Below are 14,126 nucleotides of genomic sequence, written 5' to 3' on the forward strand. Positions count from 1 at the left end.
ATTTCCCAAGCCATTTGGCCCAGTCAATTGCCGCCCCCATGGCTTGTTACCTGCCTGCTAGTGGCCGATCGGTGGCTGTCGTCTGCCCGAGTGAGGTTGACCCGCCGATCGTCCACTCGGGATTGGTTGGGCCCCAGGTCAATGGGCGATCGGCCCCAAAACAGGCGACAATGGATTGAGTTATTTGCCCACCCGATCGCTACGCTTTCCATGTCTGCACCATCCGCCCCATCCGGTCAGTCCAGCCAACATCGCGAGCAATATACGGTTTTCTTGGATCCGACCTTGATCAATCGGGTGTTGGAACTGACCGATGCACCTGGAAATGCGATCGAGGATGGGTTGCGGTTGTGGTTAGCTCAGCAAGCGGAACCTGCGGCCCCGGCGATCGCTAGCCGTAGCCTCCCCGCCAGCACACCACCACAATTGCCAGCTAAGTTGGCAGCCCCGATCGTGCCGGAGCGCCGCAGCAAACCCCGCATTCTGAATTTGGCTCCGCCGGTTGCCCCCGCCCCGATCGACCCGATGAACGATCGCAACCTGCCGAAGCCCCTGACTCGTCCCAATGCACCGACCCCGCGCCGATTGCCGCCGCGCCGTTCGGTCTCGGGCCCGATCGACCCGCGCAAGAGTAATGATGACGAAACGGGCTGGCTGGTTTAGGGCGGTCGGTTCAGAAAATTCGCCCTATTAGCATGGCTGCCTTAATTCGCTGGGTTAAATCACATGGCTGTTACCGTCGCCTGATCGTTAATCAGCAAGGGGCTTAAGCCCCTTGTTACCACGACTGGCTCCGCAACTTTGACCCAATGTATTCAGCCTGTCATGCTACTAGTTGCTCAGAATGGTTTGGCCGTGAAAGTCGGCTGCAAGGGTTGTCGCTAGGCGATCGAGTGAGAACTGGTTTAACCCATGCCCGGTTCCAGAGCCGTATCCCAAGGATCGGCCCAAAAATCTACCCAATCGGAGTCTGGCGATCCTTGAGCAGAAGTGGCAGTGCTTGATCGCTCACTTTGGAAATTCACGCCGCTGGTCATGGTTTCCGTGGTGGTCATGGCCGCAGTCAACCCTGGCAATTGACGGGAGGGTTCCGTTTCCGCCCGCAGTTCAGCCGTCGGCCGTGACTCAGAAGATGACTCAGAGCAGGAAATTGGCTCGATCGCGTCCGGGCCCGGTTGCGCGAACTGGGTCAATCTCCGTAAATTCACTGAGTCATCCTCAGTGTTCTCCGAAGTTGCAGACGGGGCCCCAGAGTCGGCCAAACCGGCTGGCGGTTGGTCGGCCATGGCTTCGACCGTGGTTGCTGGTTGGGAATCCGAAGCTGACCGCCCCGCAGCGGGCACTTCCGGGGTAGCGGTTGTTGTTTTTTTGACCTGCGTCACACTGTTGCGAAACGACCAAGCGAGATAGACGGCCAACGCGTCGGCGATCGCCCGCACGTTGTCCTCTGGACGCTGGCCAGATTTGGGGGAATGCGTGCTCATCATTGCTCGATCGCCCATCATGCTTGTGATATCTCTAGTTTCACTCGGTTAGCAATCACAGATGGCGACGGCGATCGCAAACGGAGACCGATCTCAGTCATGCAGCAGCCTGTCCCCGATCGCCCAATTTCCGTGTTTTCACCACTGGTCGTAGCGATCGTCACCATCTTTTTTCCTCTTCCTACCGAAGCAGCAGACTTCCGGACTGGGGAGGGGCTGATTGTCGCCTGCGAAACTGGCCGATGATCGGTCGTCAAATCTGCCCACGCCCGCTAGGAAGCTGAGATTGCTGAAAATTCAGCGCGTTCAGGCAATTTCCTGCTCAAAACTTCCAGGATTGGGGAATGAGGGTGTGATCGCGGTGAGGGATTGGTGGTTGGGGATCGGTAGTCAGGAATTCACGGGGTGCGATGCAGGGGCGATTAACCGTTCAACCAACCGTTCAACAATGGGAAAAAGTGCCCGATTGGCCCCTGGCCTTGCCCGATCGCCAGAGCATGGCGCAATGCTTGCGTGACGTAGGTTTTGGCTGCCTGGGTTGCCGCCAAGGGGGCTTGCCCCAAGGCCAAGTTCGCTGCGATCGCCGCAGACAAACTACAGCCCGTGCCGTGGGTGTGGGGGGTGTCCACGGTTTCCGTTCGCAACACCACCGGTTCATCGCCCGCAAACCACACATCCACGCCCCGTAAATCTCCCGGCAAACCACCCCCCTTCACCACCACCGCCTGGGGCCCCAACTGCCAAATGGTTTTCGCCGCCGCGATCAAATCCGCCAAGGACTCGATCGCCCGTCCGGCCAATAATTGCGCCTCATAGCAATTGGGCGTGGCCACCGTCGCCAAGGGCAACAGCCGATCGCGCATCAGTGCCACCGCGTCATCATCAATCAACTGCGCCCCCGTGCGGGACACCATCACCGGATCCACAACCAAGGCCGGTAACGGGTCGGCCGTGAGCCGATCGACCACGGCCGAAATAATGTCTCGATTCAGCAACATGCCCGTTTTGGCCGCTGCGATGCCTAAATCGATCGCCACCGCATCAATTTGGGCCACCACCGCCGCCGGAGCCAATGGGTCAACCCTGGTGACCCCCAAGGTGTTTTGGGCCGTCACGCAGGTTAAAGCACAAGCACCGTGAACACAGTGCATGGCGAAGGTTTTTAAGTCGGCTTGAATTCCCGCGCCACCGCCGCTATCGGAACCGGCAATGGTCAGGGCGATCGGGGGCTGCAATCCCTGGCTCATGGTCTAGATGATCTAGGACGATCAAGATCGGGTGGGATCGGGGAGCCTAGGGATTCCGCCGCCGTTGCAGGAACTCGGGAATATCTAGCCCACCCAACATGCTGTTGCCCTTTTGGTCGCCCGTGGGGTTTGGGAGGGGCTTGGGGGTCGATCGCGGTAAACCAGTGCCCAAGCGGCCCGCCGCCGGACTGGGGGGCAAATCTGCCGAAAAGCCCGTTGCAATGACCGTGACGCAAATTTCCCCTTGCAGTCGCTCATCAATCACCGCGCCGAAGATGATGTTGGCGTTCGGGTCAACCACTTCATAGATCGCTTCAGCGGCCGCATTCACCTCATGGAGGGTTAGATCGCGACCGCCCGTAATATTCAAGACCACACCCTTGGCCCCTTCAATGCTGGCTTCGAGCAGCGGGGAGGAAATAGCCGCATTGGCCGCATCGCGGGCCCGGGACTTACCAGAACCAATACCAATGCCCATTAGCGCCGAACCGGCATCGGCCATCACTGCCCGCACATCGGCAAAGTCCACATTCACCAAACCGGGAATGGTGATGATATCAGAGATCCCCTGAACCCCTTGCCGCAACACGTCATCGGCAAACTGGAAGGCTTCTTGGACGGGGGTTTGTTCTGGAATGGCGGCCAACAGGCGATCGTTAGGGATGATGATCGTGGTGTCCACCTGGGCTTGCAGTTCCGCAATGCCTTCTTCGGCTTGGGCCATCCGCCGCCGCCCTTCAAACTTAAAGGGCCGGGTCACCACTGCCACCGTCAGCGCACCGGCTTCTTTCGCCATTTCCGCCACGATCGGGGCGGCCCCGGTTCCAGTGCCGCCGCCCATGCCGGCCGTAATGAAGACCAATTCTGTGTTTTGCACCAGGTTGGCAATTTCTTCCCGGGACTCTTCAGCGGCGCTTTTGCCAATGGTGCGGTTGCCGCCAGCCCCCAGCCCCTTGGTTAGCTTTTGACCAATTTGCAAGCGGTTTTGGGCCGCCGATTGGGTCAGGGCTTGGGCATCGGTGTTGATGGACCAAAACTCAATGCCGGAAATTTGGCTGGCAATCATGCGGTTCACAGCGTTGCCGCCGCCACCACCTACGCCAATGACCTTAATACGGGCGATGCTTCCTGGCACGATCTCGCTTCCTTTGGCAGTTTCACCGGGCTGCATCCCGCCATCTCCATTATTCTTAAAGCCGCTACCGATATTGCTGAGGGGCAGGCCAGCACTTCCATAGGCTCCGCTGGCTCCACGGGGGTACTCGGCGGAGTCGTAGGCGGTTGGGTTGTCTTGGGCAGGCCCCAGGCGGTCATTAAGCGTCATGGGATTGGCAAGCTAAAAGGGTCGAAGGTTAGATTGTCCAACCGACAGAATTTACAGAATTTGTAGACAACTATAGGGTAAGTTGCTGAAAGTTGCTGGAAAAAAGTTATCTCAGCAATCTGGCGGCTGTTGGATCAAGGGGGCCGGGGCGTAAACGAGTGTGGGGAAGTTGCTGAGGCGGAAATCCGATCAACGGGTGGAATGCTCGGGCAATGTGCTCAGGCAATGTGCTCAGGCAACAACAGTGTTACTAGGGTGGTTTTAGCTGTTGTTGTGCTCCCTTGTCCAGAGTGGTGGATCGCATTTGGATGGCGGGTCGCTCTAAATCCCGAAAATCAATGTGATCAATTTGCCTGGGATCAAGTTGTTGCGGGAGCGATCGCATCCGCGCCAGGAGGGCCATTTGCTGGGCCCAGCGATCGCGCCCATAGGTTCCCAATTCCACGGGCCCCAATTCCGTTTGCAAACGGATCGATCGGGGGTTGCGCCAATCCACCACCTGCACGGCCACGGGCGACAGACTCAGCCAACGGTAGATAAAAGCCCATTCCCGTTGGATCGTGCCATAGTCCCCGATCGCCTTGAGCACGGGCAATTGGGGAACAGGGCGCATGGCTTGGTAGCGCTCTAGCTCAATCCAAGTGCCCTGGCTGTCCATCAGACCGATTTGGGCGCGTGGGTTGCCGCCAGCCCGTTGCACCGGAACCGTGGACTCAATCACAGCCACCGGAAACAACTCCGTGACCTGCACCACCAACTTGGGCGGCAACAGTTGGCGAGTGACTTCCGCATGGGCCACGGGGCCCCTGGCCCGCAAACTGGCGGCAATCACTTGGGGCTGGAGTTTCCACAAAGATTGGGGATAGCTGATGCCCAGGAGCGATCGCACGTGATCATCGCTCAGCATCCGATTGCCCAACACGTCCACCTGTTCGGGCCCCCGAATCACCCAAGGGGCAGACGTAACCAAGCTGGCCGTTGCGATCGCCACCAACCCCACTGCCACCAAGCGCCAACTCCGCCGCGCAATTTTCCAGTGGCGACGACGGCGAAGGTGCGATCGCCGCAGATCCAAGTGGCGACGAGACAAGGGAACAAGCGGATCCAGATCTGGATCCGGCCCGTCATCTGGCCCGTTAAACATCTGGCCCATTTAACTGATCTGTTTTATGTAATAGCGTCTGGAATAGTGTCCTGAATAATGGCTTCCTGCAAGGGATTGCTGATTTCTCCTGAGCTTCAGTGGCCAAGACCCCCAACCCCAATTCAAAATGGGGCCCTTTAGAATAGTTGCCGCTGCTCGCCATGCCCACCGCAGCAGCAACCCAGGACAAACTGCACAACTTCAATCAATTTCAAGATTTCAGGACAAGATTTCAGGAATAGATTTCAGGGTGAATGCCGGTGTCCCTGTACTTTGATCGCTAGGTTGGTCATGATGGTTGCATCGTAGCCCTAGTCCAAGTCGATTGTTGCTGTTTTCTTTGGCCGATATTTCTCAGTACCATGGCAATTGACGATATATCCCGCTTCTTTAAGGCCTGTAATCCTTCCTATACGCTCGATCTCGCCAAGCCGGAAGATCGAAAATACTATATTGATTTCTCGAATGTGCGCGGTGGCAATATCATCGGTGAGCTGAAACGGACGATCGTCCGAATTTCTCCCGATGTGCCCACTTGTCAGCTTTTTACGGGACACATTGGCTGTGGAAAATCCACGGAACTCTTGCGGTTGAAAGCTGAACTGGAGCAAGAGAATTTCCATGTGGTCTATTTCGAGTCTACCCAAGACTTAGACATGGCCGATGTGGATATTAGTGATATTTTGTTGGCCATTACTCGCCAGGTCAGCGAAAACTTAGATGCCGTCGGCATTAAGTTGAAACCCAGCTATTTTGCCAATTTGTTCCAAGAGGTTTCAGATTTTCTGCAAACCCCGATCGAGCTGGGTGCTCAGGCGGAGGTTTCCCTAGGAATCGCCAAAATTACCGCTAAAACCCAGGACAATCCCAAACTACGCAGCCAATTGCGGCAATACCTGGAACCGCGAACGGAGGGAATTCTGCGGGCCATTAACGAGGAAATTATTCAGCGGGCCACCCAAGAATTGCTGCGGCGCGGCAAGAAGGGCCTAGTGGTGATTGTGGATAACCTCGATCGGGTGGATAGCCGCACCTTACCCTCGATCGGGCGGCGGCAACCGGAATATTTATTTATCGATCGCGGTGCTCAGCTCCGGCGAATTAATTGCCATTTGGTCTACACCGTTCCCCTTTCGTTAATGTTTGCTGACGAATACGAAGCGATGAAAAACCGCTTAGGCGGCGGTTTGGCTCCCAAAGTATTGTCAATGATTCCGGTGCGGACTCGGAATGGGGAACCCTTTGAACCAGGCATGGAAGCCTTGCGATCGGCTGTTTTGGCGAGGGCTTTCCCAAACCTTTCTCCCACCGAAGCACTCAGCCATGTCAGCGAAGTTTTTGAAGACTTGGAAACCCTAAATCGTCTTTGTCGGGTCAGTGGTGGTCACCCCCGAAGCCTGTTAGGATTACTCTATCGCTGCCTACAGCAGGAAGACCCTCCCTTTGCTCGGGCGAACTTGGAGCGCGCCATTCGCGACAGTCGGGACGATCTCACCCTGTCGATCGATGACATTGAGCGAGAGCGCCTTTTCCAGGTTGTCCGCGAACAAAGTGTGCGTGGCGAGGACAGCTACCAAATGCTGCTGCGGACTCAAATTGTTTACGAGTACCGCGATGCCCAGGGACGGTGGTTTGGCATCAACCCTTCCCTCGAAGAAACCGATTGGTTTCAAGCTTGGCAGCAACAAAACCGCTAACTCCCAGATGATCGCCGCCTGGGCCTAACCCATCCACCCAGGCGCAATACGTAGCAGTCATGCGACTGTTCCCAAAGAGGAGCGTTAAGCCATGGGCCCCAAAGTTCCAGGCGGTCTCGCCAACGCCAATGAGCGATCTGTTGCCATTTTGGCCAGAACTCTGTTGCACCAGCAGGGAGAATTTGCCCTGATTCTGGCGCACTGCAACGATCCAACGGTTCAGCGTTGTGCCACTAATCGCTTACGCGAGATGCTGTCCTTGGAGGTCGGGTGCTTGCAGTTGCCCACCTCCGCCCGATCGCTCTTGTCACCAATCCAACACCTTTGCCACCAACACCCGCCTCAAGCTTTGGTGGTCACTGGGCTGGAAACCCTAGAAGAACTGGATGATCTGTTGGTGGCCACCAATCGGGCCTTCAACGCCTTCACTCATCAGTTTCGGTTTCCCATCATTTTGTGGGTGAACGATCGGGTAGTGCGCCACCTAGCCCGCTACGCCCCCGATCTCAAAAACCGCACGCCCACCAGCATTCGCTTCTTTGAGCAGCAGCCTCAGCCTCTCGCCTCAGTGTTGAGCAATTAGCGCTTTCCTGCTCCAACAAGTTGGATTTTTTTTCGGAATTTTCCTGTAATTTCCTAGATTTTCCCGATTTTACGCAAAATTTGTAGAGCTATACTGCTGGGTGATCTCCTTGGTACCCCATGACATTGGATCAGTCCCTTGTCAGTGCTGAGTGCTGGGAAAATTTCTACGCAGCACTTTTCTACTATTCCCGAGATTTTCCTAATTTTACGCAAAATTTATAGAGCCGCATTGCTGAGTGATCGCTGAGTGATCTCTTAAGTGCCCTAAGACACTAAATCAATATCCTGGCAGTGCCGAGTGCTTGAGGATTTGTCGTGCGTCTTGAATGGATTGAGCCGATCTCCTGGTATCACTTATGACCACTGCCACTCGAGTATCCGAACAGTCAATACCCAATATTCCGGGCTACACAATCACCGAGCAGCTCTACAGAGGATCGCGAACGGCTGTCTATCGAGCTGTCCAGGATGGTGATCAGCGATCGGTGGTGTTGAAAATCCTGCTGTCGGACTATCCCACCTTTGGCGAACTGGTGCAATTTCGGAATCAATACGCGATCGCCAAAAACCTCAATTTACCTGGCATTATTCATCCCCTAAATCTTCAGCCCTTCGGTAATGGCTATGTGCTGGTGATGGAAGATTGGGGAGGACTATCTCTCAATCAATACCTACAACAGCACCAGCTTAATTGGGTCGAAGTGCTCAAGATTGCGCTGCAACTGACCACCATTCTGCACGATCTGCATCAGCAGCGCGTTATTCATAAAGATATTAAACCTGCCAATATTCTGATTGATTCCGAATCGAAAGAAGTAAAGTTAATTGACTTTAGTATTGCTTCTTTGCTACCCAAGGAAACTCAAGAAATTCAAAATCCCAACATTCTAGAGGGAACTTTAGCCTACCTGGCTCCCGAACAAACTGGGCGCATGAATCGTGGCATTGACTATCGGGCCGATTACTATTCCCTAGGAGTCACCCTGTATCAATTGCTAACCATAGCGAATACGCTTCCCTTTGTCTCTAATGATCCCTTGGAGCTGTTGCATTGTCATATCGCCAAAACAGCGCAACCAGTGGATCAGGTGAATCCGTCAGTGCCCAGGATCGTAGGGGCGATCGTGGCCAAGCTGATGGCTAAAAATGCTGAGGATCGATATCAAAGTGCCTTGGGTCTTCAGCATGATTTGCAGCAATGCTTAAGCCAATGGGAAGCAACAGGAACGATTGCCGCATTTGAGTTGGGACAACGGGATCTGAGCGATCGTTTCTTGATCCCTGAAAAACTCTATGGTCGCGAAACAGAAGTTGAAATTTTACTCAAGTCTTTTGAGCGAGTTTCCCAAGGTGCATCAGAACTGATGCTGGTGGCGGGATTTTCGGGAATTGGGAAAACTGCCGTCGTCAATGAAGTTCATAAACCCATCACTCAGCAAAAAGGCTATTTCATTAAAGGAAAGTTTGATCAATTTAATCGCAACATTCCCCTGTCAGCATTCGTGCAAGCTTTGCGGGATCTGATGGGTCAACTGCTCTCAGAGTCTGACAGTCAATTAGCCGAATGGAAAGCTCAAATCCTCAAAGCTGTTGGTGAAAATGGGCAGGTTTTGATTGAGGTAATTCCAGAGTTAGAGCAGGTCATTGGTCAGCAGCCCGCAGCTCCGGAACTGTCAGGAACCGCAGCCCAGAATCGATTTAATTTATTGTTTCAGAAGTTTATTCAGGTTTTTACGACCATTAACCATCCGTTAGTAATCTTTCTAGATGACTTGCAGTGGTCTGATTCTGCTTCGTTGCAATTGCTGAAAGTGCTCATGGAAAGCAGTGGCTATCTGCTGATGTTGGGTGCTTATCGGGATAACGAAGTTTCACCAGTTCATCCCCTGATGCTGACGATCGGGGAATTGGAAAAAGCGAACTTAACCGTTAATACAATCACTTTGTTGCCACTGAGCCTAGAGCATACCAATTGCTTGGTGGCGGATACGTTGAAATGCAGCCAAGAGCTATCAAAGCCGCTGACTCAACTGGTCGATCGTAAAACCCAAGGGAATCCTTTCTTTACGACCCAATTTCTGAAGGCACTTCACGAAGATGGGTACATCGTCTTTGACCGTGATCAAGGCTATTGGCAATGTGATATTGCCCAGGTCAATGCTCTGGCGCTGACGGATGATGTGGTGGAATTTATGGCGTTGCAGTTGCAAAAACTGCCGACAGCGACGCAAGAGATCTTGAAGTTAGCAGCTTGCATTGGCGCACAGTTTGATTTGCAGACCCTGGCGATTGTGGCAGAGCAATCCCAAACGGAAGCAGCCACTTGCTTGTGGAGAGCTTTGCAGGAAGGATTAATCATCCCGATCACTCAGGTTTACAAGTTTTTTCAGTCTGAAGAAATTGAGCAGATTGAAGCTCAAAATCATGCCAATCCAGCCTATCGATTCCTGCACGATCGAGTGCAGCAAGCGGCTTATTCTTTGATTGCCGAAGAGCAAAAGCAAGCTACCCATCTCAGAATTGGACAACTCCTACTAAATAGTACGCCAGAGGAAGAATTAGAAGCCACAGTTTTTGATATTGTCAATCACTTAAATATAGGAATTGATTTAACTAATGATCAATCCTGGAAGCACAAGCTGGCTCAATTAAATCTAATGGCTGGTGAAAAGGCAAAGAAATCTAATGCTCATGCCACAGCAATTAAGCACTTAAACCTTGGAATCGAGCTGCTATCTATTGATGGCTGGGAAGCCAACTATGAACTGACTTTTTCCCTGTATCGGGAATGTGCTGAATGTGAATATTTGAATGGCAACTTTCAAGCCAGCCAGCAACTTTTAGACATCGCTTTCCAGCATACGTCTATCAACCTAGATCAAGCTAAGCTTTATTCAATTTTGATGAATCTTTGCATGACTCAAGGGGATAACTTTGCTAATGGAATTTCTGCGGGGCTAGAAGGCTTAGAAGTTTTAGGATTATCAGTTCCAAGACAAGACAATGAATTACAACAATTAATCTCTGACGACCAACAACAGGTACAGCAGTTTTTGGCAAGCATTGATATTGCAAGTCTTTATGATCATCCAGTGCAAACTGATCTTTCACAAAACTTTATCATGCGCCTTTTGGTTGATTTATGGACTTTAGCTTACTTGGATGCCAATATTGATTTATTGCAACTGACTGTTTTAAAAATTGTATTATTGTCCTTTGAATTCGGTAACACTAGTCTTTCTGCTTTTGGCTATGTTACCTATGCCATGAACTTAGCATTTGATCAAAATTACTCAACAGCCTATGAACTGGCTCAAGTAGCTTTGAAGCTGAATGAAAAATTCAATCGAACTGACTTGGTTGGCAAGGTTAATAATTTGTTTTGCCATTCAATCAATCCTTACAACCGCCCCTTTGTAACCAACATTGCTCTTTACCAGGAATCCTATCAACGTTGCAGAGATTGTGGTGATCTAACCTATGGTGTTTGGGCTTTGTTCTTTATTATTTGGACAAAATTAGAGATTGGAGAAGATTTGCAAGAAGTTGAAAAAGATGCTGAAAAATATCTAAATTCTTTGAGAGAGGCAGGCGACTCTAATATGCTTCTTTCTTTTTTGGCATTACAGCGAGTGATTAAAAACTTCCAGGGTAAGGGCAAGTCTATTCACAGTTTGAATGATGACATTTTTGATGAAGATCTATGCGTAACCAAATGGTGCGAAAACAACTTTGATCATGGTTTGAATTGGTTTTACTATACAAAAGCACAGCTGTTTTACACTTATGAGCAGTATGAAGCAGCGCTGCAAGCCTGTCAGATTGTTCAAGATAAAATTGCAGCCAATTTTGGTTTCTTTCCAGTAACTAAATATTATTTTTATTATTTATTGGTTCTAACGGCAATCTATCCAAGTGCCTCTGAGCAAGATCAGCAGCGTTACTGGCAAGTCATAGACTCACACCAACAACAGATTCAGACTTGGGCTGACAGTTGCCCCGAAAACTTTCTACATCAATTTTTGCTAGTTTCTGCTGAAATTGCGCGCATTCAAAATCAAAAACTAGAAGCAATTGAATTGTACGAGCAGGCGATTTTGGCAGCAAAAATGGAGCAGTTGACCCATCACGAAGCTCTTGCCAATGAACTTACTGCTAAGTTTTATCTTGACTGGGGTAAAGAAAAATTCGCCGCAGGCTACATGCAAGAAGCCTATTACTGCTATGCACGTTGGGGCGCAAAAGCCAAAATCGATGATCTAGAAAAACGTTATCCTCAGTTATTGCAACCTATTTTGCAGGCGGCCAACCAGCGCTTAACTATTTTAGAAACTCTCTCGAGTATTACCGCTCCTGTCTATTCAATTCATTCCACGCCTCACACGCATTCTGCTAGCAATATCAACCAGACTCTAGATTTGGCTACGTTGCTGCAAATTTCTCAGACTTTCGCCAGCACGATCGCCCTAGATGAGCTTCTCAGAAATCTGACCCAAGCCATGCTGGAAAACTCCGGAGCAGATGGATGTGCCTTAATGCTCTGTGAGGATGATCGATGGCAAGTTCGGGTCATGGCAAATGCAGGACAGATAGTGCTGCAATCTGTGCTGTTAGAAGATAACTCTACGGTTCCTATCAAACTGATTCATTACGTAAAAAATACTTCAATGACAGTGGTGGTTGATGATCTCAAGACTGAGCTTCCTGTAATTGACGATTACCTCGTTCAACATCAACCTAAGAGCGTATTGTGCTTGCCAATTTTCAGTCAAGGAAATTTAAACGCTATTTTATATTTGGAAAATCGATCAACCAGCGGTGTATTCACGAGCGATCGCATTGCAGTACTTAACTTCCTTTGCACCCAAGCAGCAATTTCTCTGGAAAATGCGCGACTCTATCAACAATCTCAAGAACATAGCCAACAACTAGAGCAATCTCTTCATGAATTAGACACTACTCAATCTCGCTTCCATCATCTAGTGGATAACGTTCCGGGGGTGGTGTATCAGTTCCTCATGAAAACTGATGGCTCAGTATCAATGCCATATATCAGTAATGCTTGTTACGACCTGTATGAAGTTACGGCTGAACAGGCGATCGCTGATGTGCAAATCCTCTTGAATATGGTGCATCCAGAAGATGCTGAATCACATCGTCAATCGATTGCTGATTCAGTGCAAACCTTAACTCCTTGGCACTGGGAAGGGCGAATTATTACACCATCTGGAAAAGTTAAATGGATTCATGGAGAAGCACGAATCGAAAAACTGGCGGATGGTGCTTTGGTGTGGGATGGTCTCTTGTTAGATATCAGCCATCGAAAGGAAGCTGAAGCTGCGTTGATTGAGAGCGAGGCTTATCACCGCACACTTTTTGATCAAGCATCGATTGGGTTAGCGCTGTGCAGAATGAATGGGCAACTGCTCTATTGCAATCCTGCCTATGCCCAGATCTTAGGACGAACAACTGATGAGCTTCCTACACTAACTTACTTTGAAATTACCCCAGCATCTTATGCCGATCAGGAGCAACTACAGATGCAACGCCTCCAAGCAACTGGACGCTATGGCCCCTATGAAAAGGAATATATCCACAAGGATGGGCATCTTGTTCCGGTTCGGCTATCTGGGATTCTTGTGGAGCGACATGGCGAGCAGTTCATTTGGTCAAGTGTTGAAGATATTAGTGATCGCAAAGCTGCAGAAGCCATAATTCAGCAAAAGTCTCAAGATTTAGAAAATACATTGCAAGAGCTACAAAGTGCTCAGTTACAGATGGTTCAGAGCGAAAAGATGGCTTCTTTGGGGAACCTAGTAGCGGGGGTTGCTCACGAGATTAATAACCCGATCGGTTTCCTGAATGGCAGCATCAATAATGGTAAAGAGCATGTGCAAGACTTGCTTGAACATCTAGCCCTATATCAGCAGCATTATCCCAGTCCCACTTCTCCGATTCAAGATCACGCTGAAGATATTGATTTGGAATATGTTTGCGAAGATTTGCCTCAGCTCCTGAATTCAATGCAAGGGGCAACCGATCGCATCAAAAGCATTAGCACCAGCCTGCGCACCTTTTCCCGTGCCGATACGGAGTATAAAGTCAGCGCCAACCTGCATGAAGGGATTGATAGCACGCTGCTGATTCTGAAATATCGGCTTAAGGCGAATGCTAATCGGCCGGCGATCGAGGTGATTACCAACTATGGTGAGATACCACCGATCGATTGCTTCCCAGGACAGCTCAACCAGGTATTTATGAATATTCTGGCTAATGCGATCGATATGTTTGATGAGTTAGCCCAGGGTCGATCGTTCAAGGAATTAGAGGCATATCCTCAACAGATCACCATCAGCACAACTCTGGTAAACAACCAAGTGCAGATTGCCATTCGGGACAATGGCAAGGGAATGAATGCAGAAGTGCAATCCAGGATCTTTGACCACTTGTTCACCACAAAATCCGTAGGTAAAGGCACAGGGTTGGGCCTCGCGATTGCCCAACAAATCGTAGTGGATAAACACGGTGGCAGCCTGACCGTTGAGTCAGAGCTAGGACAAGGCACTGAATTTTTGATTCGACTGCCAATCAAGTCATAAGTTCTATTAAGCAATACTAAGCTGTTATATCGAGATAAATTGCGTC

The 14,126-nt window shown here is 50.6% G+C and carries 9 protein-coding genes; 4 read left to right on the top strand and 5 right to left on the bottom strand.

Annotated elements, in window-relative coordinates; all coding sequences use genetic code 11:
- Positions 1-23: 23 nt before the first annotated feature.
- Positions 24-212 carry a hypothetical protein gene (locus AMR42_RS19875; RefSeq protein ID WP_143473034.1) on the bottom strand — a complete coding sequence of 63 codons (189 nt, stop codon included), beginning with the start codon at positions 210-212 and terminating at the stop codon, positions 24-26.
- On the opposite strand from AMR42_RS19875, the gene AMR42_RS11210 reads away from it, so the two are divergent.
- Positions 211-663 carry a hypothetical protein gene (locus AMR42_RS11210; protein WP_143473035.1) on the top strand — a complete coding sequence of 151 codons (453 nt, stop codon included), beginning with the start codon at positions 211-213 and terminating at the stop codon, positions 661-663. The two genes, AMR42_RS19875 and AMR42_RS11210, sit on opposite strands and share 2 nt — an antisense overlap.
- Before the next feature lie 242 nt (positions 664-905).
- On the opposite strand, the gene AMR42_RS11215 is transcribed toward AMR42_RS11210, so the two are convergent.
- From AMR42_RS11215 to AMR42_RS11230, 4 genes are all read right to left on the bottom strand, one after another.
- Positions 906-1,484 (bottom strand): hypothetical protein, encoded by a 579-nt coding sequence (locus AMR42_RS11215; RefSeq protein WP_158234452.1) that lies wholly within the window; start codon positions 1,482-1,484, stop codon positions 906-908.
- A gap of 422 nt (positions 1,485-1,906) precedes the next feature.
- The gene (thiD, locus tag AMR42_RS11220; RefSeq protein ID WP_099533547.1) at positions 1,907-2,731 is read right to left on the bottom strand and encodes a bifunctional hydroxymethylpyrimidine kinase/phosphomethylpyrimidine kinase; all 825 of its coding nucleotides are present in this window, start codon (positions 2,729-2,731) and stop codon (positions 1,907-1,909) included.
- A gap of 46 nt (positions 2,732-2,777) precedes the next feature.
- Complete coding sequence (ftsZ, locus tag AMR42_RS11225) at positions 2,778-4,055, bottom strand: cell division protein FtsZ (protein WP_099533548.1); 1,278 nt, start codon at positions 4,053-4,055, stop codon at positions 2,778-2,780.
- A gap of 250 nt (positions 4,056-4,305) precedes the next feature.
- Positions 4,306-5,199: a cell division protein FtsQ/DivIB gene (locus AMR42_RS11230; RefSeq protein ID WP_190355183.1), complete on the bottom strand. Its 894-nt coding sequence runs from the start codon at positions 5,197-5,199 to the stop codon at positions 4,306-4,308.
- Positions 5,200-5,561: 362 nt separating this feature from the next.
- On the opposite strand from AMR42_RS11230, the gene AMR42_RS11235 reads away from it, so the two are divergent.
- The 3 genes from AMR42_RS11235 to AMR42_RS11245 all read left to right on the top strand — a co-directional run bounded on the left by AMR42_RS11235 (position 5,562) and on the right by AMR42_RS11245 (position 14,080).
- Positions 5,562-6,896, top strand: coding sequence for a P-loop NTPase fold protein (locus AMR42_RS11235; RefSeq protein ID WP_099533550.1), 1,335 nt, complete (start codon positions 5,562-5,564; stop codon positions 6,894-6,896).
- Between the two features lie 91 nt (positions 6,897-6,987).
- Positions 6,988-7,479 carry a hypothetical protein gene (locus tag AMR42_RS11240; protein ID WP_099533551.1) on the top strand — a complete coding sequence of 164 codons (492 nt, stop codon included), beginning with the start codon at positions 6,988-6,990 and terminating at the stop codon, positions 7,477-7,479.
- A gap of 358 nt (positions 7,480-7,837) precedes the next feature.
- Complete coding sequence (locus AMR42_RS11245) at positions 7,838-14,080, top strand: AAA family ATPase (protein WP_099533552.1); 6,243 nt, start codon at positions 7,838-7,840, stop codon at positions 14,078-14,080.
- The last annotated feature ends 46 nt before the right edge of the window (positions 14,081-14,126 follow it).

This window comes from Limnothrix sp. PR1529 (assembly GCF_002742025.1).
In the GTDB taxonomy this organism is placed as follows: domain Bacteria; phylum Cyanobacteriota; class Cyanobacteriia; order CACIAM-69d; family CACIAM-69d; genus CACIAM-69d.

What these genes read in the sequence shown, in the direction of transcription:
- AMR42_RS11215 (WP_158234452.1), bottom strand. Translation starts at nt 1,484, where the DNA reads ATGAGCACGCATTCCCCCAAATCTGGCCAGCGTCCAGAGGACAACGTG.
- ftsZ (WP_099533548.1), bottom strand. Translation starts at nt 4,055, where the DNA reads ATGACGCTTAATGACCGCCTGGGGCCTGCCCAAGACAACCCAACCGCC.
- AMR42_RS11230 (WP_190355183.1), bottom strand. Translation starts at nt 5,199, where the DNA reads ATGTTTAACGGGCCAGATGACGGGCCGGATCCAGATCTGGATCCGCTT.
- AMR42_RS11210 (WP_143473035.1), top strand. Translation starts at nt 211, where the DNA reads ATGTCTGCACCATCCGCCCCATCCGGTCAGTCCAGCCAACATCGCGAG.
- AMR42_RS11240 (WP_099533551.1), top strand. Translation starts at nt 6,988, where the DNA reads ATGGGCCCCAAAGTTCCAGGCGGTCTCGCCAACGCCAATGAGCGATCT.
- thiD (WP_099533547.1), bottom strand. Translation starts at nt 2,731, where the DNA reads ATGAGCCAGGGATTGCAGCCCCCGATCGCCCTGACCATTGCCGGTTCC.
- AMR42_RS19875 (WP_143473034.1), bottom strand. Translation starts at nt 212, where the DNA reads ATGGAAAGCGTAGCGATCGGGTGGGCAAATAACTCAATCCATTGTCGC.
- AMR42_RS11235 (WP_099533550.1), top strand. Translation starts at nt 5,562, where the DNA reads ATGGCAATTGACGATATATCCCGCTTCTTTAAGGCCTGTAATCCTTCC.
- AMR42_RS11245 (WP_099533552.1), top strand. Translation starts at nt 7,838, where the DNA reads ATGACCACTGCCACTCGAGTATCCGAACAGTCAATACCCAATATTCCG.